This window comes from Parvibaculum sp. (assembly GCF_030694575.1).
In the GTDB taxonomy this organism is placed as follows: domain Bacteria; phylum Pseudomonadota; class Alphaproteobacteria; order Parvibaculales; family Parvibaculaceae; genus Parvibaculum.
Genome location: NZ_JAUYUS010000052.1, coordinates 21,465 through 44,073 on the forward strand (window position 1 = coordinate 21,465; position 22,609 = coordinate 44,073).

The 22,609-nt window shown below is 61.7% G+C and carries 24 protein-coding genes; 4 read left to right on the plus strand and 20 right to left on the minus strand.

Going from position 1 to position 22,609, the window contains the following annotated elements:
• Nucleotide 1 precedes the first annotated feature (1 nt).
• The 12 genes from Q8S60_RS07790 to Q8S60_RS07845 form a co-directional block, all read right to left on the minus strand.
• The gene (locus Q8S60_RS07790; RefSeq protein ID WP_012110754.1) at nucleotides 2-310 is read right to left on the minus strand and encodes a DUF2274 domain-containing protein; all 309 of its coding nucleotides are present in this window, start codon (nucleotides 308-310) and stop codon (nucleotides 2-4) included.
• 5 nt (nucleotides 311-315) lie between these two features.
• On the minus strand, nucleotides 316-1,611 hold the full coding sequence (locus tag Q8S60_RS07795) for a TrbI/VirB10 family protein (RefSeq protein ID WP_012110753.1): 1,296 nt from the start codon (nucleotides 1,609-1,611) through the stop codon (nucleotides 316-318).
• A gap of 9 nt (nucleotides 1,612-1,620) precedes the next feature.
• Nucleotides 1,621-2,640: a P-type conjugative transfer protein TrbG gene (trbG, locus tag Q8S60_RS07800; protein WP_012110752.1), complete on the minus strand. Its 1,020-nt coding sequence runs from the start codon at nucleotides 2,638-2,640 to the stop codon at nucleotides 1,621-1,623.
• A 14-nt stretch (nucleotides 2,641-2,654) separates the two neighbouring features.
• Nucleotides 2,655-3,353 (minus strand): conjugal transfer protein TrbF, encoded by a 699-nt coding sequence (gene trbF / locus Q8S60_RS07805; RefSeq protein WP_012110751.1) that lies wholly within the window; start codon nucleotides 3,351-3,353, stop codon nucleotides 2,655-2,657.
• The gene (gene trbL / locus Q8S60_RS07810) at nucleotides 3,353-4,516 is read right to left on the minus strand and encodes a P-type conjugative transfer protein TrbL (RefSeq protein WP_012110750.1); all 1,164 of its coding nucleotides are present in this window, start codon (nucleotides 4,514-4,516) and stop codon (nucleotides 3,353-3,355) included. Before trbL ends, trbF begins: the two co-directional genes overlap by 1 nt.
• 32 nt (nucleotides 4,517-4,548) lie before the next feature.
• Nucleotides 4,549-5,274, minus strand: a complete 726-nt coding sequence (trbJ, locus tag Q8S60_RS07815) for a P-type conjugative transfer protein TrbJ (RefSeq protein ID WP_012110749.1) — start codon at nucleotides 5,272-5,274, stop codon at nucleotides 4,549-4,551.
• Between the two features lie 14 nt (nucleotides 5,275-5,288).
• Nucleotides 5,289-7,715, minus strand: a complete 2,427-nt coding sequence (gene trbE / locus Q8S60_RS07820) for a conjugal transfer protein TrbE (protein WP_012110748.1) — start codon at nucleotides 7,713-7,715, stop codon at nucleotides 5,289-5,291.
• On the minus strand, nucleotides 7,709-7,972 hold the full coding sequence (locus Q8S60_RS07825; RefSeq protein WP_012110747.1) for a VirB3 family type IV secretion system protein: 264 nt from the start codon (nucleotides 7,970-7,972) through the stop codon (nucleotides 7,709-7,711). Before Q8S60_RS07825 ends, trbE begins: the two co-directional genes overlap by 7 nt.
• Nucleotides 7,969-8,235, minus strand: coding sequence for a TrbC/VirB2 family protein (locus Q8S60_RS07830; RefSeq protein WP_245545271.1), 267 nt, complete (start codon nucleotides 8,233-8,235; stop codon nucleotides 7,969-7,971). Before Q8S60_RS07830 ends, Q8S60_RS07825 begins: the two co-directional genes overlap by 4 nt.
• Nucleotides 8,236-8,309: 74 nt before the next feature.
• Nucleotides 8,310-9,287: a P-type conjugative transfer ATPase TrbB gene (trbB, locus tag Q8S60_RS07835; RefSeq protein ID WP_012110745.1), complete on the minus strand. Its 978-nt coding sequence runs from the start codon at nucleotides 9,285-9,287 to the stop codon at nucleotides 8,310-8,312.
• Nucleotides 9,284-9,703 (minus strand): CopG family transcriptional regulator, encoded by a 420-nt coding sequence (locus Q8S60_RS07840; protein WP_012110744.1) that lies wholly within the window; start codon nucleotides 9,701-9,703, stop codon nucleotides 9,284-9,286. The genes trbB and Q8S60_RS07840 overlap by 4 nt, the downstream gene beginning before the upstream one ends.
• Before the next feature lie 11 nt (nucleotides 9,704-9,714).
• Nucleotides 9,715-11,778: a conjugal transfer protein TraG gene (locus tag Q8S60_RS07845; protein WP_012110743.1), complete on the minus strand. Its 2,064-nt coding sequence runs from the start codon at nucleotides 11,776-11,778 to the stop codon at nucleotides 9,715-9,717.
• A gap of 270 nt (nucleotides 11,779-12,048) precedes the next feature.
• On the opposite strand from Q8S60_RS07845, the gene Q8S60_RS07850 reads away from it, so the two are divergent.
• Entirely contained in the window at nucleotides 12,049-12,495 is a 447-nt protein-coding gene (locus Q8S60_RS07850) for a hypothetical protein (RefSeq protein WP_012110742.1), read from the plus strand.
• 102 nt (nucleotides 12,496-12,597) lie between these two features.
• On the opposite strand, the gene Q8S60_RS07855 is transcribed toward Q8S60_RS07850, so the two are convergent.
• From Q8S60_RS07855 to Q8S60_RS07885, 7 genes are all read right to left on the minus strand, one after another.
• Nucleotides 12,598-13,896 (minus strand): DUF2235 domain-containing protein, encoded by a 1,299-nt coding sequence (locus Q8S60_RS07855; RefSeq protein WP_012110741.1) that lies wholly within the window; start codon nucleotides 13,894-13,896, stop codon nucleotides 12,598-12,600.
• Between the two features lie 74 nt (nucleotides 13,897-13,970).
• Entirely contained in the window at nucleotides 13,971-14,696 is a 726-nt protein-coding gene (nucC, locus tag Q8S60_RS07860; protein ID WP_012110740.1) for a CBASS effector endonuclease NucC, read from the minus strand.
• 31 nt (nucleotides 14,697-14,727) lie between these two features.
• Nucleotides 14,728-15,624, minus strand: a complete 897-nt coding sequence (locus Q8S60_RS07865; RefSeq protein WP_012110739.1) for a CBASS oligonucleotide cyclase — start codon at nucleotides 15,622-15,624, stop codon at nucleotides 14,728-14,730.
• Complete coding sequence (locus Q8S60_RS07870; RefSeq protein ID WP_012110738.1) at nucleotides 15,624-16,124, minus strand: hypothetical protein; 501 nt, start codon at nucleotides 16,122-16,124, stop codon at nucleotides 15,624-15,626. Before Q8S60_RS07870 ends, Q8S60_RS07865 begins: the two co-directional genes overlap by 1 nt.
• Nucleotides 16,121-16,597, minus strand: a complete 477-nt coding sequence (locus Q8S60_RS07875; protein ID WP_012110737.1) for a hypothetical protein — start codon at nucleotides 16,595-16,597, stop codon at nucleotides 16,121-16,123. The genes Q8S60_RS07870 and Q8S60_RS07875 overlap by 4 nt, the downstream gene beginning before the upstream one ends.
• Nucleotides 16,594-17,517 carry an AAA family ATPase gene (locus tag Q8S60_RS07880; RefSeq protein WP_012110736.1) on the minus strand — a complete coding sequence of 308 codons (924 nt, stop codon included), beginning with the start codon at nucleotides 17,515-17,517 and terminating at the stop codon, nucleotides 16,594-16,596. Before Q8S60_RS07880 ends, Q8S60_RS07875 begins: the two co-directional genes overlap by 4 nt.
• A gap of 86 nt (nucleotides 17,518-17,603) precedes the next feature.
• On the minus strand, nucleotides 17,604-17,825 hold the full coding sequence (locus tag Q8S60_RS07885; protein ID WP_012110735.1) for a DUF2188 domain-containing protein: 222 nt from the start codon (nucleotides 17,823-17,825) through the stop codon (nucleotides 17,604-17,606).
• Nucleotides 17,826-17,987: 162 nt separating this feature from the next.
• Here Q8S60_RS07885 and Q8S60_RS07890 point away from each other — a divergent pair, with 162 nt between their 5' ends.
• Genes Q8S60_RS07890 through Q8S60_RS07900 form a run of 3 tightly spaced genes read left to right on the plus strand, consistent with a single transcriptional unit; the run spans nucleotide 17,988 to nucleotide 20,281 of the window.
• Nucleotides 17,988-18,341, plus strand: a complete 354-nt coding sequence (locus Q8S60_RS07890; RefSeq protein ID WP_012110734.1) for a helix-turn-helix transcriptional regulator — start codon at nucleotides 17,988-17,990, stop codon at nucleotides 18,339-18,341.
• Nucleotides 18,338-18,859 (plus strand): ImmA/IrrE family metallo-endopeptidase, encoded by a 522-nt coding sequence (locus tag Q8S60_RS07895; RefSeq protein ID WP_012110733.1) that lies wholly within the window; start codon nucleotides 18,338-18,340, stop codon nucleotides 18,857-18,859. The genes Q8S60_RS07890 and Q8S60_RS07895 overlap by 4 nt, the downstream gene beginning before the upstream one ends.
• Nucleotides 18,860-18,874: 15 nt before the next feature.
• Complete coding sequence (locus Q8S60_RS07900) at nucleotides 18,875-20,281, plus strand: exonuclease domain-containing protein (protein ID WP_012110732.1); 1,407 nt, start codon at nucleotides 18,875-18,877, stop codon at nucleotides 20,279-20,281.
• 203 nt (nucleotides 20,282-20,484) lie between these two features.
• Here the strand turns inward: Q8S60_RS07900 and rlxS are convergent, their stop codons facing one another.
• Nucleotides 20,485-22,470, minus strand: a complete 1,986-nt coding sequence (gene rlxS / locus Q8S60_RS07905; protein WP_012110731.1) for a relaxase/mobilization nuclease RlxS — start codon at nucleotides 22,468-22,470, stop codon at nucleotides 20,485-20,487.
• Nucleotides 22,471-22,609 lie beyond the last annotated feature (139 nt).

Sequence of the window (22,609 nt, forward strand, 5' to 3'; positions counted from 1 at the left end):
CTCAATCCTTCTTGTCCGTTGGCAGCAACAGCGTTCGAGGTGCGCGTCTTCCCGATCCCGGCTGAGCGATACCAGATCCCTTGCCCTCTCCTTCCGGCAACGCCTTCCGCGCCTTGGCAAAGCCGCGATCGGCCTCCAGAAAACTCTGCAGCATGTAGGGGATGAGCTCCGATACCGACTCCGCCTCGCCATAGGTCTCGCGATAGAGCGCGGCATAAGCGTGGAGCGCCTTGTTGAGATCGGGCGGCGCGGTGAAGGTGATCTTGACCGGCGTGCGGTCGGGCAGTTTGCCGAGTTTCAGGTCGGGCATGGATGTCATCCTCGATAGGGACGCAGGATCAGGTCCTTCTGCACGATGACGCGGATCGGCCAGCCGGGCCTCACCGTGATGGTCGGCTGGATGTTGAGGTTCTTCTCGGTGAGACGCTGACCGGCCTGCGAAACGTTCTGCTGCGTCGACTGGCGGATCGCGCGCAGGAGATCGCTCTCCTCGCTGCCGAAACTAAGCTCGGTGCCGACACTTAAAAGTGTCGCCAGCGCCACGCCCTTGACGAGCGCCCATGTGTGGTAGTCGACCTTATCGGCGACGCCGGCATAACCGGCGGCATCCGTTGCCGGCAGATTGTCGATCACGATCGAAGACCCATCCGGCATGATGATGCGGTGCCAGACGAGCAGCGCCCGCGACTGACCAAAGGCGACGACACTGTCGTAACTGCCGATCAGCCTCGATCCTTGCGGAATAAGCAAAGTTTTCCCGCTCACCGTGTCGAAAATATTTTCTGTGATCTGGGCGACGACAAGGCCCGGCAGATCGGAATTCAACCCCGTGATCAGGCTCGCAGCAATGACGCTGCCGGCCATCAGCTGATGCGCCGAGACCGGTTCCCGCAGTGCGTGGCGGTTATAGATGTCTTGGTCCGGTCCCCGGTTCAGGAAATCGAGCTTGCGCTGCTGATGGTTCTGGTCCCCCTCCGCTGAAGCTACGGAGGACAGGTCGCGCTTCGGATCGAGATGGAGGCGTTCGTCGACTGCAACAGCTTGGAAGCCTGTGCTGTCTCCCGCGTCTGACATCCTCGATTGTGAAGCACTGCCCTTCCCGCTTCCGCTTCCCTTCAATTGAAAGAACACACCGGCTTCCGCCGCCTGCCGCGCCTGTTGCGCAAGCCGCAATCGTTCGGCGCGGGCGTCGTTCTCTTCGGCGCTCGGCACGAAGTTTGGGCGGAGACCGGCGCCGCTGTCGATGCCGAGTTCGGCTTCCTGCCTGACGATGGGACGGCCGAACTCGCCGGGAAGCGGTGCGCCGAGTTCGGGGATAGGCTTCGGGATCTCGTCATAGCTCTCGGGCAGCGCCGCCAGTCCCTCCGCCCTCTCCTTCCGCTCCGGGTGGTAGAGTTCCGAGCCATCCGGTCCCATGAGACGGAAGCTTGAGCCCTCCAGCGCCAGAAAGGCGAGCGCGAAGATCGTTGCTGAGCCTGCCGCCGCGGCGCCGATGACGACGCTCCGCCGGAAGCGCGTCACGCGGCGCGGCTTTGCACGCAGCGCCAGCGTTTCGGGATCGACTTTTCCGGGCGGGGGCGTTTGACCCTGAGGCGAAGCGGGACCGGCCATGGCACGCTCCTATCGTCCCGGCCGCAGCCGCGCGGGGCGGTTGTCGCCCGTGTTCACCACCCTGTCCGCGCGGCTGATGCGTACCACCTGTTGCGGTGCCTCGCCGAGCCGCAGTTCCGCCGCCGCGAAGAGCCGGTCGACAATGTAGTAGTGGCCGCGCATGCGATAATTGACGAGTTCGCTGCCGCCCGACGGGCCGACGACGAAAAGCGGCGGCGCCTCGCCCTGATCGAGCCGCGCCGGAAACTCGATATAGACTTTCGCGCCATCATCGAAGGCGCGGAGCGGCCGCCAGGGCGGATCGTCGCCCGTAATTTCGTAGCGAAAGCGGAGCGCGGCGAGATCGACGCCGCCCGCAATTGCAGACGATGCTTCGGCCCTCGCATTCCGCGCCTGCAGGGCGAGCAGCTCGTCCCGCGGATAGGTCCAGGAGAGCGCGGCCATGGCCGTCGTCTCGGTGCTTTCGAGCGCCAGATGGTAGGCACGTCGATCGGTGGTGATGACGAGATTGGTCTCGAGCCCGGCGGCGAAAGGCTTCACCAGTACATGAATACGTTTGCCGGCGCCGCTGCCACTTACTGTGTCGCCGATCACCCAGCGCACCGTATCGCCGGCCGAGACGGCGATGAGTTCCTCACCCGGCTGCAGCGCGATATCGCTGACGCGCTCCGGTGCCGCATAGAGCCGGTAAAGCGCTCCTTCGGCGAAGGGATAGACCTGGATCGCATTGATATAGCCATCCCGCATAGGTTCGATCAGCGCCACCTTGTTGGCGGCGTCGACCCGTTCCGTCGGCACCCGCTTGTCGGGCTTCGGTTTTGCCGTATCGAGAGGCTGCAACTGACCCGGCAGCGGCAAAGGCTCGGGCATGGCAACAATCTCGACGGGTTTCGGGGCCTGAGGTTCGAGCTGTGCCGGTTGCAGATCGGCCGCGTCATAGCGGATCTGGGGCGGCGGCACCTTGTCGGCGCAGGCGGTTAACACAAGCGCCGAGATGCTTACCATCAAGAACGAACGGATCGGGGTCATCTGGATCTCCTTCGTCAGGGGGCTTCACCGGGGTTGAGTTCGCGCGACCAGTCGAGCGCTTCGACATAAAGACCGAGCGGGTTTTTCCGGAGCGTCTCGGCATCGCGCGGCGGTCGAATGGCGGTGGTGAGGATCGCGGTCCAGCGTGTCGTCGCGGCGAGACTGCCGCGCTCGTAATGCCGCTCGCGCCACTTGACCTGGAAGGAGCGCTCCGAGACGCGGACGACGCTCGTCACCTCGACGGACACATTGCGCGTGCCGACCGATTTGAAAGGATCGCTCTCGCGCGCGAATTCGTTGAGGAATGTCGCCGCCCTGCCCGTCGCGTGGTCGTAGGCTTCCAGCCAGTTCTTCCGCAGGACGATCGGATCGGAGGAAAGCGAGCGGACACTCGAGATGAAGCGCGCCAGCACAAAGGCGATCTGGGCGTCACCCGGCGTGTAGCTCTCGACGGCGGGCCGCACGGCGCGAACCTCGCCCGAACGCTCGATCTCGACGACGTAAGGGATCACGTGGGACTGCAGCGATTGCCAGTAGAGGCCGGCCGACAGCCCGGCGCTGAGTGCAAGCGAGCCGAAGGCCATCAGCCGCCAGTTCCGCGCCTGCACGCGCGCCGCGCCGATCCGCTCGTCCCAGAGCTGCGCCGCCTTCTGATAAGGCGTGACCGGTTCGGGGGTCCGGCCATATCGCTCGGTAGCGCGCTTGAAGAGCATCAGGACCTCCCATCATCGAAGGAAGGATTGGCGCCGGCGCCCGGCCGGTCGCCTTCGCGGATCGCCTGAATCGCGGTCTGGGTATGGGTGCGGCGGCGCTGCTCGGCGCGGAGACGCCGCGCCCAGTCGGGCGTGCCCGCCGCCATGCTTGAAGACATTCCGGCGGAGGATGATGCGGCCATGCCCGCCGCAGACCCCATCGCCGATGCACCTGCCGTCGCGGTGCTCATGCCGGTGCCGGCCCGAAGTGCCGAAAGTCCGGTACCACCCCCTATCCGCGCGGCGCCAAATGCGGCTCCGCCTGCAAGCGCCGCACCAGCCGCGACGCCGCCGGTCGCGCCGACCGCCGCGCCGGCGCCGAGCTGCGGCGCGCCGGAGACGAGACCCGCCGCGATGCCCGGCCCGAAGATACCGAGACCGAATAAGGCGAGCGAGGCGAGCACCAGTGCCATGGCGTCGTTGAGGTTGGGCTCGCGGCCCTGAAGCGCCGTCACGAAATCGGTGAAGAAGCCCGAACCGATGCCGATGATGACCGCGAGCAGCATCACCTTGACGCCCGAGGCGACGACATTGCCGAGCACGCGCTCCGCCAGAAACGCCGTTTTGGTCCAGAGCGCGAAGGGCACCAGTACAAAGCCCGCCAGCGTCGTCAGCTTGAACTCTATGATGGTGATGAAGAGTTGTACCGCGAGAATAAAAAAGGCGGCGATGACGACGGTCCAGGCAAGTACCAGCACGATGATGGTGACGGCATGGTTGAAGAAACTTGTGAAGCCCATCAGCGAGCCTGCCTGCTGCAGAAGCGGCCAGGCCGCCTCGAAGCCGATGCCGGCGAGATAGCCCGGCCGGAGCAGATCGTCGGCGGTGAGTTCGTTCTCCGCCGCACGAAGCCCGAGACCTGCGAAGGAGCGGAAGATGATATCGGCGAGGCCTGCGAAATTATTCAGGATCAGTGCGAAGACGCCGACATAGAGCACCTTCCGCAGGAGGCGACCGAGCACATTGCCCTCCTCCATCGCCCAGAAGAGACCGGCCAGCGTGATGTCGATACCGATCAATATCGCGGTCAGGAAGGCGACATCGCCCTGCAATAGCCCGAAGCCGCTGTCGACTGCTTGCGTGAAGGCTTCCATAAAGCGGTCGATGACGCCGAGATCGTCCATGCCCTCGTATCTCCAATCTCACTCTTCGTTTGTCACTGTGCCCTGTAGGCTTTGCCCTCGCCCATGAAGCGGTCGAAGCTTGCGCGGGCCTGTTCCTCGGCCTGGGCCTTGCGCGCTGCGTCGAGCGCCTCGGCGCGGTATTGCGCCGCCATCAGGCTCTGGATCTGAAGCTGCTGTTTCGTCGAGAGCGCGAGCAACTGGTTCGCCGCCTGCTGCGCCTGAAGCACACCGACCGCGCCCTGCGAGGCGGCGACCAGCGAGACGAGCGCCGCCTGGTCGCTCTCGACATTGCGCGCGATGCCCGCCTGCAGGCGCATCGTGTCGCCGTAGGCCGACATGGCATCGCGCCAGCGTTGTTTGGCATCGGCGAGAAGCACGTCGTGAGTGACCTCCGCGCCATAACGCTCGGGATAGCTCTGCTCCAGCGCGGCTTGCGTTGCCTCGATGGTGAAGGCGATGCCGCGCGCCTGATCCATCAGCTGACCGATCCTTGTGAGGCCCGAGACCATGCCCTCCAGTGTCGAGAGGTCGAGACGCTCCAGATTGCGCGCCATATTCTCGAGCATCACGGCCTCGTTCTGGAGGGAGCGGATCTGGTTGTCGATCTGCTCCAGCGCGCGCACCGCCTGCAGCAGGTTCTGCACATAGTTCGTGGGATCGAAGACGGTCATGGCGGCGGCGGGACGTAGGCATGCCATTACGAGACCAGCCGAGAGGCAGAGAACGAGCAGCACTGCCCGCAGTGTCGTGCATGTCATGAGCATGTCTCCGATTAAGAAGTTTTCGCTGTATGGATGTCGATGAGATCGGCGGCCCAATCGAGGCCCTTCGCGGCGAGAAATCTCTTCGCGAAACCCGCTGACCCCGTCTCATTCAACACACGACCGATGAGTTTCCGGTCGGCGGAAGAAGACGCGCCGCAAAAGGTGAACGCCACGGGACCGAGCCCGAGTTCGAAAAGCCGGTTGCCGCGGCGGGATTGGAGATAGTAGTGCCGCTTCGGCATGGCTTCCGCGATCAGCTCGATCTGGCGCGTGTTGAGACCGAAGCGCTCGTAAGCCGCCCGCGCCTGCGGTTCGATTGCGCGGTCATTGGGGAGGAATATCCGCTGCGGACAGCTCTCGATGATAGCGGGCGCGATGGCGCTCTCAGCGATATCGGCAAGCGACTGCGTCGCGAAGATGACCGCGACATTCTTCTTGCGAAGCGTCTTCAACCATTCACGGATGCGGGAGGCGAAAAGCGGGTCGTCGAGATAGACCCAGGCCTCATCGAGAATGAGAAGCGTCGGCGCGCCGGTGAAGCGTTCCTCAAGGCGATGGAAGAGATAGGTGAGAACCGGCATCACCGCGCCCTTCTCGTGCAGCAGTGCTTCCATCTCGAAACACTGGATGCCGGAAAGCGCGAGCCCGTCTTCTGCCGCATCGAGCAAATGCCCGAACGGACCTTCCAGCGTGTAAGGCGTGAGCGCTGCCTTGAGCGCGTTCGATTGCAGCAGGACGGAGAGGCCGGTCAGCGTCCGCTCACCGCACGGCGCGGAGGCGAGGCTCCTCAACGCCGACCAGACGGCATCCTTCACCTCCGGCGTCACCTCGAGTTTCTCATGCGTGAGAAGCGATCCGATCCATTCCGCCGCCCAGCCGCATTCCGCCGCTTCGTCGATTCGGGCAAGCGGCTGGAAGGCGAGCGCGGTCTCGCCCTCGCCCGAGCCCAGCGCATGATGGGCGCCGCCCATGGCGAGAATGGCGGCACGCGCCGAGAAACCCTTGTCAAAGAGATAGAGTTGCGCGCCTTCGTAGCGCCGGAACTGCATCGCCATCAGCGCCAGCAACACCGACTTGCCGGCGCCGGTCGGACCGACGATCAGCATATGGCCGACATCGCCGATATGGGTCGAAAACCGGAAGGGCGTTGCGCCTTCGCTTTCGGCATGGAGCAGGACCGGACCGTCCAAATGCGCGTTCCGCGCCGGTCCGGCCCAGACCGACGACAAGGGCATCAGATGGGCGAGATTGAGCGTATGGACGATCGGCTGCCGGACATTGGCATAGACGTGACCCGGCAGACTGCCAAGCCAGGCTTCGACCGCGTTGACGCTTTCGCGGATCACGGTGAAGCCGGCGCCGGTGACCGCGCGCTCGACAGCACGGCGATGCTCGTCCGCGACTTCGGCATCCTCGTCGGCGACGGTGATCGTCGTCGTCAGATAGCCGAAGCTCACATGATCGCCACCCAGCGCCTGCAGGGCGAGATCGGCATCGACCACCTTGTTGTCGGCATCCGTGTCGAGAAGCGGCGCCGGTTCGTTATAGATGACCTCGCGCAGGAGCGCGGTCACCGACTTCCGCTTCGCGAACCATTGGCGGCGGAGTTTGGTGAGTTCCCGCGTTGCAAGGGTCTTGTCGAGCGCGATGAAGCGCGTCATCCAGCGATAGGGGAGCGCCAGATGATTGAGCGCATCGAGCAGCCCGGGCCTTGTCAGGTTCGAGAAGCCGAGCACCGTCAGCGTCCGCAGATGCCGCGCGCCCAGCATCGGCTCGAGGCCGCCACTCAAGGCCTCGTCGGCCAGCACCGCGTCGAGATAGACCGGCGTCTCGGGCGGCACGATAAGGTGTCGCTTCGAGGAGACGGCGCGGTGGAGATAGGTGAGCGTCTCCGCATCGTCGAGCGGACGGAGCTCCGGCATGAAACCCTTGAGGAGATCGGCGATCCGGTCGGTCTCGGCAATGAAGCCGTCGAGATCCTCCCGCCAGTCGCGGGCGCTCTCCGCCCTCTCCTTCTCGATGAGCCACCGCTCGGCCCGCGAAACCGTATCCGCCGGCGGCATATAATAAAGGGTGAGGTGGCAGGCGCTCTCGAAATGTCCCGCCCCCTCGAAGCCCGCGCGGCGCTCGCGATCGACCAGCCAGGAAGCGGCGTCGGGAAAGACGCTGTCGGGATAATCCGCCGCCGCGAAACGCTCTGCCTCGAAAAAGAGCGCCCAGCCCGAGCCGAAGCGGCGCGCGACATTGTTGAAGCGGGCCGAAACGCCGATCAGTTCGGCCTCCGTCGCGCTTTCGAGGTCCGGGCCCCGAAACCTCAACGTCCGCTGAAACGCACCATCCTTGTTGAGGACAACGCCCGGCGCCACGAGTGCCGCCCAGGGCAAGTGATCGGCGAGGCGGTCCGGCTTGCGGCGGTACTCGGTTAGGTTCAGCATGAGAGAAATCCCTTCTGCCGAAGATGGCGCGCCAGCACCTGCCCGAATTGCGGATCGCGCTTTGCCGCGAAGACGCAGAGCGTGTGACCGGCAAGCCAGAGGACGAGGCCCGCGATCCAGAGTTGAAGACCGAGACCGAGCGCAGCCGCCACCGTGCCGTTCAGGATCGCGACGCTGCGCGGCGCGCCGGCAAGCAGGATCGGTTCGGCAAGAGCGCGGTGGAGCGGTACTTCGAAGCCTTCGAGATGCGCGCTCATGCGATCACCGCCCCGCCGCCGAAGGAGAAGAAGGAAAGAAAGAAACTCGAAGCGGCAAAGGCGATCGACAGGCCGAAAACGATCTGGATCAGGCGCCGGAAGCCGCCCGCCGTATCGCCGAAGGCGAGCGTCAGCCCGGTCACGATGATGATGATCACCGCGACGATCTTCGCGACCGGGCCTTGCACGGAATCGAGGATCTGCTGCAACGGCTGCTCCCAGGGCATGCCGGTGCCGGCGGCCTCTGCGGCACCGATAAACATGAGGCTCAAGAACAGGGACAGCGCACCGGTTCGGACGAGACGATGGGGCAAGCGCATGAGGCAGTCCTTTCAGGTCAGACAGAGGGGCGATGCGGGCTCGTGGTCTCAGTGACGAGATAGTCGCCATTGGTGTCGAGGCCGGTCACTTGGGCGATGCAGCCGACATGGCGGGCCGCCCCTCTTCCCTCGATGAAGGCGACGAGATCGATCGCTTCGGCGATGAGACGGCGCGGCACGACGGCGCTCGCCTCCTGGACGAGCTGTTCGAGCCGGTAGAGGGCGGCGCGGGCGGAGTTCGCATGCAGCGTCGCGATGCCGCCCGGATGGCCTGTGTTCCAGGCCTTCAGCATGTCGAGTGCCTCACCGCCTCTCACTTCGCCGACAATGATGCGGTCGGGCCGGAGGCGAAGCGTCGAGCGGACGAGATCGGCCAGCGAGACCACGCCCGGCTTCGTGCGGAGCGCCACGCAATCGGGCGCCGCGCATTGCAACTCGCGCGTATCCTCGATCAGGATGATGCGCTCGTCGGCCGTCGCCATTTCGGCAAGCAGCGCGTTCGCGAGCGTCGTCTTGCCCGAACTCGTACCGCCCGCGATCAGAAGATTGCGCCGGTCGGCGACGGCATCGCGTAAAGCGCTTGCCTGCTCGGGCGAGAGGATGCGGTCGGCGATATAGTCCTCCAGCGTATGAATCCGTGCGGCGGGTTTGCGGATCGCGAAACAGGGTGCGGGCGCGACGGGCGGCAGCAGGCCTTCGAAGCGTTCGCCGCTTTCGGGAAGCTCAGCGCTCACGACCGGGTTGCCGGCATGGACTTCGGTGCGAACATGCGAGGCCACAAGCCGGATCACGCGTTCGACCTCGGCCGCCTCGAAGCGCACGCCGGTGTCGACCCTGCCCTCGCCCAGCCGGTCAAGCCGGAGGCTCCCGTCCGGATTGACCATCACCTCGACGACCGAGGGATCGGCGAGCGCCGCCGCGATCGCCGGTCCCATGGCGGTCCGGAGCATCGAACGGCGCCGTTCCCTCGCTTGCGCTTCGGCGGGACCGCTCATGGCGTCTCCTCCATGTCGGCGCCGCGCAGGATCGTGTCGCCGCTCAGATCCCGCCTGCCGCCCGCAAGTTGCCGGCCGACCCGGTCGATGAAGGCCTCGAAGCGGTCGCGGCCGACGGCGCGGGCCGCGTGATCGGGCTCGGGCAGCGGCGCGGTGACGGTCAGTTGATAGCGGACGAAGAGCCCCAGGCTCTCCATCACGATCGCGAGGTCGCGCTCGATGCGGTTCAGTTGCGCGCTCATCCGGTCGAGCCGGAGTTTGAAGAGATCGTCGAGCTCCTTCGCGCCGCGGCGCGCGAGATAGGCGCGGAGTGCATCGCTGACGATGGCGGATTTGGATGAGCCGGGCTTCGCGGCGAGTTTCTCGAGCTCTTCGCTGAGCGCATCGTCGAGATAGAGATGATGGCGGGGCTTCATCGCATGCACCTTCAAAATCCAGGGAGCAGTTCTTGCGAGGCGCGGTGACGGTCGCCGTCGCTCCCCGCATTGGCCGCATAGGCGCGCCTGATCGAGCTGCGCCCGCCGCGTTTTCCTCCATCCATTGCCCTAGGATCGGTGCCCGCATCGCCGTCATCGTCGAAAAGGCCGAGTGTCGCTTCGCGGTGCTCGCGCCGTTTCGCGACCTCCTTCGCGGGCCGGCCCGGATGGCGCTGCTGCTGGAGACCGCCTTCCTCTTCCGCCAGTCCGGCATCGGGATCGGGGACGCTTGCGGTGGCGAGCCGGTGATCGAGCCCGCGCACCTGGCCGCTCCAGTCGTCGGGACGCGGAGCGGGCCTGTCGCGATAGCCATTCTCGGCAAGGACCGGCGCCGGCTTCACCCGCTCGGTGAAGTTCTTGTCCTCGTAATAACGGAGCTTCTTCGCTCGAATGGGCGCAAGACCCGAGACCAGCACAAGCTCGTCTGCCGAAGGCAATTGCATCACCTCGCCGGGCGTCAGGAGCGGCCGCGCCGTTTCCTGCCGCGAGACCATGACATGGGAGAGCCAGGGCGCCAGGCGGTGCCCGGCATAGTTGCGCTGGGCGCGCAGTTCAGTCGCGGTGCCGAGTGCGTCCGATATCCGCTTCGCGGTCCGCTCGTCATTGGAGGAGAAGGCGATCCGGACATGACAATTGTCGAGGATCGCATTGTTCTCGCCATAGGCCTTGGAGATCTGATTGAGCGACTGGGCGATCAGATAGGCCCTGATCCCGTAGCCCGCCATGAAGGCGAGCGCCGTTTCGAAGAAGTCGAGCCGCCCGAGCGCCGGGAACTCGTCCAGCATCATGAGCAGCCCGTAGCGCCGCCGCTTTGCCGGATCGCCTTCGAGCTTCTCGGTGAGGCGCCGCCCGATCTGGTTGAGCACGAGCCGGGCCAGCGGCTTCGTGCGCGAAATGTCGGCCGGCGGAATGACGAGATAGAGCGAGACCGGCCGCGCTGCATCAACGAGATCGGCGATCCGCCAGTCGCAGGCCGAGATCGTCGCCGCGACGATCGGGTCGCGGTAAAGCCCCAGAAACGACATGGCGGTCGAGAGCACGCCGGAGCGCTCATTGTCGGACTTGTTCAAGACCTCGCGGGCGGCGGACGCCACGACGGGGTGAACCTCCGGATGCTCCGGTGTTCCCAGATGATTGGTCGCCATCATGGCACGCAGCGTGTGCTCGAAGGAGCGTCGCGGGTCCGACAGGAGCGTCGCGACGCGGGCAAGCGTCTTCTCTTCTTCCGCATAAAGGACATGCAGGATCGCACCGACCAGCAGCGCGTGGCTCGTCTTCTCCCAGTGATTGCGGCGTTCGAGCGCGCCTTCCGGATCGACCAGGATATCGGCGATGTTCTGGACGTCGCGAACCTCGTCCGGGCCTTTGCGCACTTCGAGCAGCGGGTTGTAGCGGGCAGAGCGTGGATCGGTCGGGTTGAAGAGGAGGCAATGGGAAAAGCGGCTCCGCCAACCGGCGGTCAGCTGCCAGTTCTCGCCCTTGATGTCGTGAATGACGGCCGAGCCTGTCCAGGAAAGAAGCGTCGGCACGACGAGACCGACGCCCTTGCCGGAGCGCGTCGGCGCGAAGGCCATGACATGCTCCGGTCCGTCATGACGGAGATACTGCTCGCCAAGCCGCCCCAGAAACACGCCGGCGGCGCGGAAGAGTCCTGCCCGCTCGATCTCGCCGCGCTTCGCCCAGCGCGACGAACCGTAAGTGGTGACGAGCTTGCCCTGCCGGGCGCGCCAGAGAGAGCCGGCAATGGCGACCGCGCATCCGGCGACGCCACTCGAAGCGGCGATCGCGCCTGCCCGCGTAAAGACGCCCGGCGCATAGGCCTCATAGGCATACCACCACTCGAAGAGCCGCCAGGGATAATAGACGGGCCATGAGAGGAGGATGAACCAGGGCGCGCCGAGACGTGCCTGGAAACCGAGCGCGAAGGCTGCCCATTGCGTCGCGGTCCAGACGCCGAGAATGACGATCGCGAAGACGATCAGCGCCTGACCGATCAGAAGTTTTGTCGGGGTCATCCGTCTCTCTCCATCGCGCCATAGCTCGCGAAAACGAGAGACAGGATTCAATCGGAAGAAGGATTCTGAAAATCGCCTTTATCTGCGCTCTCGCGCGACGACGAGCACTGACGGAAAAGAGAGCGTTGAAGAGAATGCATGAACGTGAGAACAAGGACTCTGGAAACGCGGAATCGAGAGGTGTAGAATCCAGCAACGAGCGTCGATGCACGAGATCGTTTGCACCGCCCCGATGAAACAAGACCTCACCGCGACGGATGGAGATCCGATATGATCGCCATGCTTCTGCTCACCGCCTTCGGGCTCGGCGCCTTCTGCGTGCTGCTGTTCAGATGCGCGGTCTATGCGCTTCCCGTCATGGTCGGACTCTGGACCGGCTATTGGGCGGTCATGTTTGGGGCGGGCTTGGTCGGTGGCGTTCTCATCGGCTTGGTCGTCGGCGGTCTTGTGTTCGGCCTCGGGCAGGCCGCGCTCGCAACGAGCCATTCGTCGGTGCTTCGATTCCTGACTGTAGGGGTGTTCGCGGTACCTGCGGCATTGGTCGGCTACGGCATGGTGCTGGAGATATGGCAGCTCACCATGCCGATGAGTGCGTGGCAGTATGTGTTTGGAGTCGCCGCAGGCCTAGCCGCAGCGTGTTCGGTGGTGATCAGATTTCTTGATCCGGAACCCGCACCGGTCGTTATGAAGAATTCTAATGCTCTACACCGTCCCTGAAGACCGCTCCGCGCTAGAAGCCCACGCTCCCTCACCCGCGCCAGATCGTGGGGGTTTGATTGCGCTGAACTGCGCCCACAATTTTTCGTCTAAGAGCCATTGTCACTTTCGCTTCGCCGAAATTGGACCGGTCATGGATTCAATCCGATAGGGCAATCTCAGATTGACCGGGCGATCAGACGGAACCACGCGGAGCCGGTCGACGACCGAGATGTGAACGAGGCTGTCGGGTGCGATAAAGCGCGGTTCGCCTCGGGGGAGATAATAGCCCCACAAAGTATGCCGGTCGTGCCAGTCACGACGGCGCACATTTTTCGGCCACCATTCGAACGGCCACCACATCTTGTTCAACGAGTGATGCAACCGGCCTTTGGGGTCGGGTGCAGTATAGCGCCGGGCATGTTTGCGCTCCTTTCCGAGGACGATGTGGTTGAGCATGGTGCGCCGAATGCGAAGCCCTTTGTCGGCGGCCTGCTCGAGCATCCATCGCAACGGATACTTGGACAGCGCGCTTTCTTCTTCCACAAAGCCGCCGCCAATATCCGAATGACAGCCCGCAAACCAAACTTGCCGGCTGTCTTGCACCGGAATGGTCTTGCTTTGGGAATGACGGTTGGGTTTGAATTGCTGCGGTTCGATCCAGCGCTGAACACGGAACATGCGGCGGAACTCGTCAATTGCTATCGCCTGACGAAGCGTGGAAACCGCTGGATTCGTCGAAGTGAATGGTAGCTCCTCGAGCCGCAGCTTCGACCAAAACAGACGGCCTGGCACGATCACCGAGGCCACAGAATCCCAGAGCCCAAGAAAATGGATGGGCACGCATTGCGGCAGGGCGATTTCGTTGAACTCGCGAGCGACTGCATAGTCATCAACTGCACTGGCCTGTTTATAGGCCTTGAGTGCATAGCTTGCGAAATTCACCTGATGTTCGCGCAATAACCCGATGAGGTAAATGACGCCTGCCACGACGCTCACGGTATATGCGCCCCGACTGAACCCGAACAAGAAAATCCGATCGCCATCACGATAGTGACGCGCGAGGAAGCAATAGGCATTCAAGACATCTCGATCGAGTCCATGCCCGGTCGCCATCTCAAAAGTCGACCTCAATTTCTGCTTCCACTTACCCCAGTTGTTGGGCATGGAAACCGTGCCAATGCCGGGCTGGTAGAAAACGATCTGCCGTTCACTCTTCTCGGCAATCCGATAGAGCTTCAATACGTTCGACAACTGCTTGCCAATCTCATTGCTGGTGCCGTCGCAACACACAACGAGGTTGCGGCCCAGCATTACGCCGCCTGGGGTGGTGTTCTTGCCCTTCTCGCTGCTGGGTCGGCCCAGCTGGCAGGCGCGTTCGATATGGTCATGGTTAGCCATAGGGCTCTCGTTCTTGGCCATACATCCAGATCCTCGAACTGACTGCGCGCATCAATATCTTCAATCGACGTCATCGGCACCCTAGAAACGGTGTTCTATTTAGTCAGCCACTTAGCGTACGCCTCAATATCGATCATTGGCACGGTACCGCTGAATTGCAGCTGTGAGATCAGCTTGAATAGGAATGCCGTGGCGGGCTTATTCTCGTCTACGAACGAATACGCCGACGTTGACTGATCGAAGAAAAAATGACCGTGCGCAGCAATGCACCCTATATCGAGCCGCCCGTCTTCCAGGTCAGCAATCAATGCTTTGTCGAGTGACAATCCCAATGCTGGGTTCCACTCGCTTTCGAAGGTGAGCAAACCACCTAAGATCGGAATTAGGGGCTTAGCCGGGTAGGTGCCCTTCGCATAAGGAATAGGCAGGCTTGTCCGGTGTAGACGACGAACGCTTGCGACCTTCTCCTGAGCGTATGCGACTAGAGAAGCATCTGCCGTCTGCTTGGCCTCGAGAACGGCATAGACACTTTCGGCGGGGACGATTGTTTCATTCTCATAAGTGAAGATGAAGGGAGAATACTGGCGATCAAAGATCACCACATCGATCTGCTGGCTGAAGTTGCCAAGGCTATCCACCACATGCGCCTTGGCCGCTTGATATCGCTTAGGAAGATATGTCTCTAGCAGGCTGATCCAAACGTTCTCGCTGGCGTCGCCTTTCGTTCCAGGATGATTGAAGGATTTTCGTACCACCGCGAGACGCTGCTGAATATCTTCATGCAGCGAGGAAAGGAGTTGGGATAGAGACCATTCCGCCATCCGAAACCTCTGTATTTATTGGCCCCGACCGTCAAGATAGCGGGAACTTCGGCCCAAAAAGATCTCGCCACGCCCGGAGCGCTTCGCCATTTCGACCGCAACGTGTATGAGCAATTGCAAGCGTGGCTTGGCGCTCTGCCGCGCGGAGAAGATCGCATGCCCGCGCTCTGCGCGCGGTATCCATCCCGTTGCTAATCGCCGGACCAAGACCTGCCGGATCAGGCCACTCATCAAGCATTCGATCTGCAAGCGTCGCAAAAAAACCCTGCACCTCACGGTCGAAGCTTCCACCCCACCCGCCATGCAGGCACTGAAGCGCCATGACCTCGAGAAGGAATGAGGGCTTTACCGGCTTCTCACCGTGCTTCGGATGGTTGTTCCAGTACTTCACCATCCGCACCAGCCCCTTCCACTCACTGGAATAAGCTTGGTGCGCTGCGGTCGCCTTTGCGGCGTGCGTTTGTGGATTTGTCTTTATCCATTTTTTGAGTTCATCATCGGGAATCTCGAAATCATCACCTACATCAAACGCCGGAACGACATCTACGCTGATAACACGGTAGTCAGTGTTGTCGTCGGTGTCGGCCGTGACCCCAAAGTCGATGTTGATTGATCGATTTTGCTTCCTGGCGTTGTCGCCGTATTTTTCGACCAATGCATCATGGAAATCGGTCAAAACCGTTGATGGCGCCTTGGACCGATAGTGATCCTCGGAGGACTTCAGGACGAAGAAGATGTCGACGTCCTTGAGAGGCTTCGTCTTGGTCCAACGTGCATATGAGCCTGTGAGAAAGCTCCGATCGATCTTGAACTTAGTATCGATGTAGTCTCGCACCTCCGTTTGGCGTGCGGATGCGTTTTTCTGCTCTTTGTCGTTCAGCTCAAGACGGCTTTTGAACTTTCTGAAGGCTTCGTCGACCGTGAGCATCAAGCTCTCCTCAGATATGATGTGCGAGCGCCGAGGCCACTGTGTTCAACTGTGGTGCCAAGGCTTTGACGGACCATTCCCTCTGTCGAACGTCCGCTGGTCCTACTCCATCCGATCACGTCAGGCCTACCGGGCTTCGTGTGCACAAGCATACGATAGCGAGCCTCGCTTGGTGCCAGACCAGCCTTTTTTATCGCATACTTGAGCTGCTCGGTGTCGGTCCAGAAGCTACCGTCTCCATCCGACGAGCCATAGGAGATATCAATGTCCCAGCGAAAAATCAGCGTGTTCGTCTTCGGGTCATAGATCTCAAGCTTCACGGTCTCAAGGTCGCCGGTGCTCAGCCAGGTCTGAATACCGCGCATGTTGGTCTCCCAATCGCCAACGAACTCCGATGGATTCAGCCCGCTAAGACGAATGATGTCTTTCAGGCTTTTCAGGATATTGTCCGCTACATATGTGACGGAGTATGTGTATGTGTTGACGGCGACGCTTGTCATGAGCCGAGGAATCCTTTCGAGTCAAAAACAAGTGTCTGGGATTTCGTTGTTGCCGACTCGTTCGCACCGGGGACAGTTGCGTCGAGATCGCGAGCCGTAATGCGAGTGCTGTGCTGCTTCAGGGCGCTCTGAACCCAGACGAGATCATCAGCCAGGCAGGGAAGCGAAATCCTCCAGTCCCCTTTCAAAGGTTCAAAGCCGAGTGGATCCTCATTGGCATCAGAGCCCTCGATCGCATCCTCGTCATAAAGGCAATAGATGCGGGTGCGGGGGCCATCGCAGGTCACGGTAATCGCGGCATCCTTCGGCGCTTGATCCGCGATCACGCTGGCGGCGGTGCCAACGACAGCAAGAAGCTCAGTACGAGCATCGCCGGATTTTCCCTGCGTCAGAAGGTCGACGATCGCTATCCAGGTTTGTGCGGCATCACGCCCGGGAGTGCTCCTGAAAGTGCGGCTTGCAACGGTGCTCATGACGCTCCGCCTCCCATGATACGTCCCGCCTTGGCGGCACGAGCGGCTGCAAGCAGGTCGTCGATCGTCACACGTTCCGGATCCATGGCCGTCTTCTGATTGCTCGCCAGTGCATTGGCCACCATCTTGCGGATGGCTCGCCCGTCGAGACCAACGCATTCGGTTGCGCAGCGATCAAAGCCCGCAACACTCGGCAATCTTGCGATAGCTGGGTAGACCTTACCGAGGCCCGTTAGACAATCCCTCAGAATGCGTGCGCACGCTTCGCGGTCCGGCAAGGGCACATGGACGACAAGGTCGCAGCGCGACGTGAACGCTGCGTCGACAGCTTGAGGGAAATTGCTAGTAGCGAGAAACAGCAGGTTCGGATGCTTCTCGGCAAGGGCGTCAAGCTGGACGAGGACCGCATCGGTTGCCCGATGAATGTCGATCGGGTTGGCTTCGAGACTCATCTTTGAGCGGTCAGCTGCCAGTGTTTCGACTTCGTCGAGAAGAACGATAGTCGGTCCTCTGACGGCAGACTCTGCAATTGACTGCGAAAACAACTCCGATACGGCCCGTTGAGTTTTACCCATCGCTGAGCTGGTCAATGCATGTGGCTCGACCTCGAGCAGGTGGAACCCGCTTCCCTTGAACGACTCGGCAGTACGATGCGCCAATCCGCGAGCGAGAGAGGTTTTCCCCGTCCCTGGCGGCCCGACTAGAAGGATCACGCCATGCAAGGGGATCACACTTCGATCGACCTTGCCGCGCATCGTGAAATTCAGCATCGCCTGCGAAAGGAGCTGCGCTTTCAGGCGTTCTTCAATGATTATCGATTCCCAAAGAGCGCCAAGCTTGGGATCCGGAAGCCGCCGCATCCGCTGGATACCCTTCGGTCGATTGAAATCCTCATCTTGCACCGCAGCCAACTTCTGCATCGTCGATCCCTTCGTATCGCCTGTGTGGCGCGGGTAAACATGTTTCAGGAAAAATGCCGCACCTGAAAGGGGTCCGGCGCTATGGATCAACCCTTCGGAGGGAAGGGATCGGTGCCGTAGGAATTTGCATCCCTGATCCGGCCGTCCGGTCGATGGATGATGACCTCACCCCGCTCGCGGATTGCGGTGCTGCGCGCCGCTTCCGTGGCCTGGGCCTGAGTTTCGTGGGTCGACCCCGCGCGCGACGTTCCCTCACGGCGCGTCGCCCAACCGGAATCGTGTGGAACAACATGGATGCGTTTGGACACTCTACTGAATCTCCTCTACTTGCCGCTGATCAAGCCCTGCGCTTACCGGCTGCTTACTGATTCCATAATGTGGAAATGTTGTCAATAAGCACATTGCAATGTGCTTATTGAGCACATGTTTGTGAGATTGACATCGAGACTCACGTGTAGCAAACATGAGGCATGTCGGACGGAGCTATTTACAAGGCGTTCGGGCGGGCCGTCGCGACGCGGCGGAAAGAGCTCGGATTTACTCAAGCCGATCTGGCTGGCCGGGTGGGTATGTCGCGCGCGTCTGTCGCCAATATCGAGAGTGGCCGGCAGAACGTGCTGCTGCATCACGTCTACAATCTCGCCTCGGCGCTTCAATTCTCAAAAGTCTCAGATCTGCTGCCGACCCAACTGAAACCTGCGACGCAGGAGGACTTAGACATGATCCTATCGGACGAAACTCTAACCGCGCGTGGCAAAGCCCAGGTCACCGACCTAATCGCGAGCGCGTTGGCCCAACGCAGTTCTACAAAGGCGGCGTCGTGAAAGCGAACCCAGAGAGGGCCAGAGAAGCCGCCCGCGCGGTCTTGCAAGACTTCGGGGTAAAAGGTGTGCCTGTTCCGGTCGAGCGCATTATCAAGACAAGAAACATTGTTCTTCAATACGCTCCGCTTGAGGAAGACCTCTCCGGAATGGCCTATATTAAAGATGGAGTTGGGATCATCGGGGTCAACGCCCTGCATCATCCCAACCGGCAACGATTCTCGGCGGCACATGAGTTGGCTCATCATGTGCTGCATGCGCCAGAGATTCAGAAATCCGTTCATATCGACAAGGGATTTCGCGTCTTGCTGCGTGACGACGTCTCTTCGCAGGGCATTGATCCGTTGGAAATTGAAGCCAACGCTTTCGCATCTGAACTGTTGATGCCGCAGGAATTCTTGATGGACGCGCTGGACGCAAGCGGTCTGGATATCGAGGATGATTCGGGCATTGAAGCGTTAGCCCGCAAATTTAGGGTAAGCGCCTCTGCGATGCGATATCGCTTGGCGGGCCGCTTCTAGGCATAGGTGGGCCCGGTGAGTTTCGTCTTCTTCGATACAGAGACAACCGGCCTGAGGCACGGCTTCGATCAGATCGTTCATTTTGCTGCCATTCGGACCGACGCCGATCTCAATGAGATCGACCGATTTGAAGCGCATTCTCGACTTCTCCCACACGTGGTGCCTCACCCCTTTGCCCTGTACACAAACGGTCTTTCTATCGGGAGGCTTACCGATGATGGGCTTCCGTCACATTATGTCATGGTCCAAACCATCCGACGAAAGCTGTTGTCATGGTCTCCATCGATCTTCGTTGGATACAACTCGATTCGTTTTGACGAAGAAATGTTGAGACAAGCGTTCTTTCAGACACTCCATCCGGCCTACCTCACAAGCAATCATGGCAATTGCCGTGCTGATGCCCTGGGGCTGATGACAGCTGCAGCGGCGCTTTCTCCAAGCTGCTTGCTGGTTCCGTTTGGAGCAACGGGCCGCCCGACCTTTCGACTGGAGCAATTGGCGTCAGCGAACGGTATCGAACATACCAGAGCTCATGACGCGATGGCCGATGTCCTAGCCACGCTTGGACTATGTCGCTGCGTGTACGAGCGCTCATCAGAGCTCTGGCAGCGTTTCGTGCGATTTTCGAAGAAAGCGACAGTCGCTGATTTCGTTGACAGCGAGGATGCGTTCATTCTCACAGAATTTTTTAGCAATGAAGCTTATCATGCACCGGTCGTCTGCTTGGGCAGAGATCCTGAACAACCCAACGGTCGTCTATGCTTGAGGCTAGATGGCGACGTTGGTCGTTTCTACACGATGTCAGATGAGGATTTGCGGGTGGAGTTGGCTCGGAAGCCTAGCCCCATACGACGGTTTCGAATTAATGCCGCTCCGACTCTGACAGCGCTCTACGACGCGCGGGATCAGATGCTGAATGGTATCGATTTAGATGAGGTGGAAACTCGAGCTCGTCGAGTGAAAGACGATCCAACGTTCTGCGCCCATCTTATTTCGGCCTACGCCTCAATACGCGGACCACATGCGCCGTCCCGACATGTCGAAGAGCAAATTTATGACAGGTTTCCAGGACCGGACGACGAAGCTCGCATGGAAAGATTCCACAAGGTCGGCTGGCGAGAAGTGTTGTCCATCGTCCAGAGCTTTGAGGACGAGCGCCTCCGATGCTTCGGGCTCCGTCTTGTCTATTTCGAACATCGTTCTGTCTTGCCGGAAGAGATACGCCTCCGTGTGGAGCGCGAACTGACAGACCGACTTGTTGAGGAAGAAAGCGGTGGGTTGACACTTCGGCGGGCACTCCAAGAGACAGACGCTCTTCTGGGTAGCGACTACACCGACACGAACGGAATTCTTGCTGACTACAGAGCATACCTCGTCGATCGAATTACACGCGTGTCCAATTTTCGGCACAGCATTTCGTGATTCCATTACCCCACCTAGTTCTCGAGTCCTTTGGTAACAGACATCCACTCTTCGCGACTAAATCAAACTGATCCGATCTATATTTAGCTAGGTGCTGCCAATTTTCCGGTGCCGTCTCCCATAGTTGCTGTTTTTCTGTCATGTACGGTCGGTTCTCCTCGCCGGCAACCCAATCGTCCGCTTCCCGCGGGGAATATAAACAGCTATGAAACCCCCGGCCCTCTCCGCCTCCCGATCGTCCACGAGACCCTCCCTTCCCGGACGACCCCTGCGACCTGCCTCCCGAGATGCCGCTCCAGCACCGGCCGCCAGGGTACGAGCGTGAACTCGCGCGATCTTTCGATCACCGCGAAACGCCCGCTGGCGAGATCGACATGCCGGCGATAGGTGCCAGTCGCCTTTTGCCCCAATTCTGCCTCGGCATAGGGTAGACCGAGCTCGCCCGAGAGCTGTTCCGCTACACGCAGCAGCTCGCGCCGGCGCAGGATGCCGAGCATGTTGGCGCGATAGACGATCCGGTCCTGTTCCTCGCGTGCCAGTTCCTGCCCGGCCAGCCATCGCCGACGCATCGCGAGCGCGTCGCGCACCTCCCCGCCGAAGCCCGCCTCGCGCAAGGGCTCCGGCTTTTCCGCCACAAGCTCACGGTCAAGCCAGGTCGCGCCATTGGCGGTCACCTGCCGCTCGAGCGGCCAGGCGGAAAGCGTCTCGACAATGACCGGGCTCGATCTTGCCTGACCGCGCTCGAAGGATGCGGCGCGTTCCAAGTGATCCGGCGCGATGACCCAGCTTCCGTCCGGCTCTCGCTCGACCAGCCCGGCAATCCTCCGCATCGCTTCCAGCCGCCGGATATGGGTTTCGGCGAAGGCGCGTGACGCGGTTGGGTCGTGGCGGAGATGCGCCTCGATGTCGTAGCGCCCGTTATTCGCCGCCGCGACCTCCGCAATCGTTCGGTCGACGGTTCTCTGTCCCACCGGCTTCGGCCTGATCGCGACGATGGCGCCGTCCGGCAGCGCGTCCACCGTCTCCGCCCCACCGATATCGACGTAATGCACACGACCGTCGATCCCGTCGACGATCAAATAGTGACGGTCGTTGAGTTCATTCGACAGCCCTCTGGTGACAAGACGCCCGACGACGCGTCGCTCCTGCCCGTTCGCGGTTTCATGAACCGCATAGTCGGAGGGGACCCGCGCGAGCCCCTTCTCCGTCATTTCGCGGTGAAGCGTCTTGATGATGTCGCCGCGCTCCCCCATGCGGCGGAGCGCCGGTTCCAGGTCCCCGGCAAGCTTCCACGTTCCGGTGGCGATCTCCTCCGCCAGTCCCAACCGTTTCAGTTTCTGCAATCGCCCGGCCCGCAGGCTTTGCCGGAAGGCGTCGCCGACGGTCGCCCCAGACCGAACACAGCCTTCGCCGTCCGCGTCCTTCAACAGGCCGCGGTCGAGACCCGTGAACCGTTCCTGTTCGACCTCCCGCGCGAGGTTCGCCTCGATCTCGAGATCGCTGCGGGGACCGAGATCGAGGGTGACGATTTCGGCGGCGCGCTCGCGCATGCCCGTCGAAAGATAATCCCGCGCGATGACCAGGTCCTGTCCGCGCTCGTCCTTGCCCCGGAGCATGATGTGGGTATGGGGATGGCCGGTGTTGTAATGATCGACCGCGACCCAATCGAGACGCGTTCCCAGATCCTCCTCCATGCGGGCCATGAAGCGCCGCGTGAAACCCTTCAGTTCCTCATATTGCGCGGCGTCCTCGGCCGAAACGATAAAGCGGAACTGGTGCCGGTCGCCGTCGCAGCGTTTCAGAAACGCCTTGCCGTCCGCCCGGTCGTGTTCGGCATCGTAAAGCTCGCCCGGCTGCCCTTCGCGCGTCACGCCGTCGCGCTGGATATAGCGGAGATGGAGACGGGCCGCCTTCAGGCCCTGCCCCTTCAGCTTCACGATGCGGGATTTGACGACCACGCGCCGCGCGCGGAAGGCGGCATGGGTTCCGCGCGACGCGAGCACGCGACCGATGCCGGCGCCGCGGCCGATGCGATTGCCGTGAAAGCCCGAGCCCGGCGACGCTCCACCGAAGCGGCGTCCGCCCGCCAGCGCCGCCGATTTCAGCACGCGTTGCTGGTAGCGCCGCTCGGCCTTTCCGGCGCGCGCCCCGATCCTGCCGAGACGTGGCTCGAAGCCGTCGTCCTGCATCGTCTCCTCTCCGCGATTGTGACCCATCTTCAAGATGATCGGCTTTCGCCGCGTAACAAGACGGCGCCATGAAGACCGAAGAGGCACAGGGACTTGGCGCGGCCATGGCGCCACGCCTTCGGCGCATGGCGCCGTCAAA

Bases quoted from the DNA above. Each gene is read 5' to 3' on its own strand.
- Q8S60_RS07790 (WP_012110754.1), bottom strand. From the start codon at position 310: ATGCCCGACCTGAAACTCGGCAAACTGCCCGACCGCACGCCGGTCAAG.
- Q8S60_RS07825 (WP_012110747.1), bottom strand. From the start codon at position 7,972: ATGAGCGCGCATCTCGAAGGCTTCGAAGTACCGCTCCACCGCGCTCTT.
- Q8S60_RS07830 (WP_245545271.1), bottom strand. From the start codon at position 8,235: ATGTTTATCGGTGCCGCAGAGGCCGCCGGCACCGGCATGCCCTGGGAG.
- Q8S60_RS07850 (WP_012110742.1), top strand. From the start codon at position 12,049: ATGATCGCCATGCTTCTGCTCACCGCCTTCGGGCTCGGCGCCTTCTGC.
- Q8S60_RS07880 (WP_012110736.1), bottom strand. From the start codon at position 17,517: ATGCAGAAGTTGGCTGCGGTGCAAGATGAGGATTTCAATCGACCGAAG.
- trbF (WP_012110751.1), bottom strand. From the start codon at position 3,353: ATGCTCTTCAAGCGCGCTACCGAGCGATATGGCCGGACCCCCGAACCG.
- Q8S60_RS07855 (WP_012110741.1), bottom strand. From the start codon at position 13,896: ATGGCCAAGAACGAGAGCCCTATGGCTAACCATGACCATATCGAACGC.
- Q8S60_RS07840 (WP_012110744.1), bottom strand. From the start codon at position 9,703: ATGAAGCCCCGCCATCATCTCTATCTCGACGATGCGCTCAGCGAAGAG.
- Q8S60_RS07795 (WP_012110753.1), bottom strand. From the start codon at position 1,611: ATGGCCGGTCCCGCTTCGCCTCAGGGTCAAACGCCCCCGCCCGGAAAA.
- Q8S60_RS07845 (WP_012110743.1), bottom strand. From the start codon at position 11,778: ATGACCCCGACAAAACTTCTGATCGGTCAGGCGCTGATCGTCTTCGCG.
- trbB (WP_012110745.1), bottom strand. From the start codon at position 9,287: ATGAGCGGTCCCGCCGAAGCGCAAGCGAGGGAACGGCGCCGTTCGATG.
- trbG (WP_012110752.1), bottom strand. From the start codon at position 2,640: ATGACCCCGATCCGTTCGTTCTTGATGGTAAGCATCTCGGCGCTTGTG.
- Q8S60_RS07870 (WP_012110738.1), bottom strand. From the start codon at position 16,124: ATGACAAGCGTCGCCGTCAACACATACACATACTCCGTCACATATGTA.
- trbL (WP_012110750.1), bottom strand. From the start codon at position 4,516: ATGGACGATCTCGGCGTCATCGACCGCTTTATGGAAGCCTTCACGCAA.
- Q8S60_RS07890 (WP_012110734.1), top strand. From the start codon at position 17,988: ATGTCGGACGGAGCTATTTACAAGGCGTTCGGGCGGGCCGTCGCGACG.
- nucC (WP_012110740.1), bottom strand. From the start codon at position 14,696: ATGGCGGAATGGTCTCTATCCCAACTCCTTTCCTCGCTGCATGAAGAT.
- trbE (WP_012110748.1), bottom strand. From the start codon at position 7,715: ATGCTGAACCTAACCGAGTACCGCCGCAAGCCGGACCGCCTCGCCGAT.
- Q8S60_RS07865 (WP_012110739.1), bottom strand. From the start codon at position 15,624: ATGCTCACGGTCGACGAAGCCTTCAGAAAGTTCAAAAGCCGTCTTGAG.
- trbJ (WP_012110749.1), bottom strand. From the start codon at position 5,274: ATGACATGCACGACACTGCGGGCAGTGCTGCTCGTTCTCTGCCTCTCG.
- Q8S60_RS07875 (WP_012110737.1), bottom strand. From the start codon at position 16,597: ATGAGCACCGTTGCAAGCCGCACTTTCAGGAGCACTCCCGGGCGTGAT.
- rlxS (WP_012110731.1), bottom strand. From the start codon at position 22,470: ATGCAGGACGACGGCTTCGAGCCACGTCTCGGCAGGATCGGGGCGCGC.